This is a genomic window from Xanthomonas cassavae CFBP 4642 (genome assembly GCF_000454545.1).
In the GTDB taxonomy this organism is placed as follows: domain Bacteria; phylum Pseudomonadota; class Gammaproteobacteria; order Xanthomonadales; family Xanthomonadaceae; genus Xanthomonas; species Xanthomonas cassavae.
Genome location: NZ_CM002139.1, coordinates 624,505 through 625,073, shown reverse-complemented (window position 1 = coordinate 625,073; position 569 = coordinate 624,505). Strand labels below are relative to the sequence as shown.

Annotated in this window: 1 protein-coding gene; it reads right to left on the bottom strand. The window is 52.5% G+C overall.

Features of this window, described 5'->3' with window-relative positions:
- Window positions 1-72: 72 nt before the first annotated feature.
- Entirely contained in the window at window positions 73-447 is a 375-nt protein-coding gene (locus XCSCFBP4642_RS0102705; protein ID WP_029218430.1) for an AAA family ATPase, read from the bottom strand.
- Window positions 448-569 lie beyond the last annotated feature (122 nt).

The window sequence follows — 569 nt, the reverse complement described above, 5'->3', positions numbered from 1 at the left end:
TTCTTCGGAAAAACGCTTCTTCACGTCCAATCTCCTCGGGGTAGGGAATTGGACTCCAAACTAAGGCGCTACTCAAACTTGGGGGGACGTCGCTGGCTTCGCAGCACCAACCTCGTTCAACAAAAGTACTTTCCGCAGGTTCAGCCGTGTGGCGATGAAGCTGCTGTGGGTCGCAATGAATAGCTGCTTGTCCTTGGATGAGTCGATTCGCTGGACCAGCTTGTGCATGTGCACATGACTCAGGTGATTCTCGGGCTCCTCAAGAAGAAGCAGGTCGAGAGCCGACTCCCGATTTCGGAGCGCAAACTCGGTCTTTATGAAGCACTGCCGTCCTTTACCCTTTCCTTCAATAGGAATGTCATCCTCGGTGATCACCAAATCTGATTCGATACTGGACTTGGAGCTGCTACGGACGTCGAATTTGTAGTCAACGACCGTATCATTCATTGCCTTGAGAGATGTGTCGCGGAAAACCCGGCGGTCTCAACTTGCAAGTGCAACACGTGAGTTGAATTGAGCGATCTCTTCTTCCAGCGCCTGGTTCGGCGTCTTCCAGCCAAGCGTCTGCC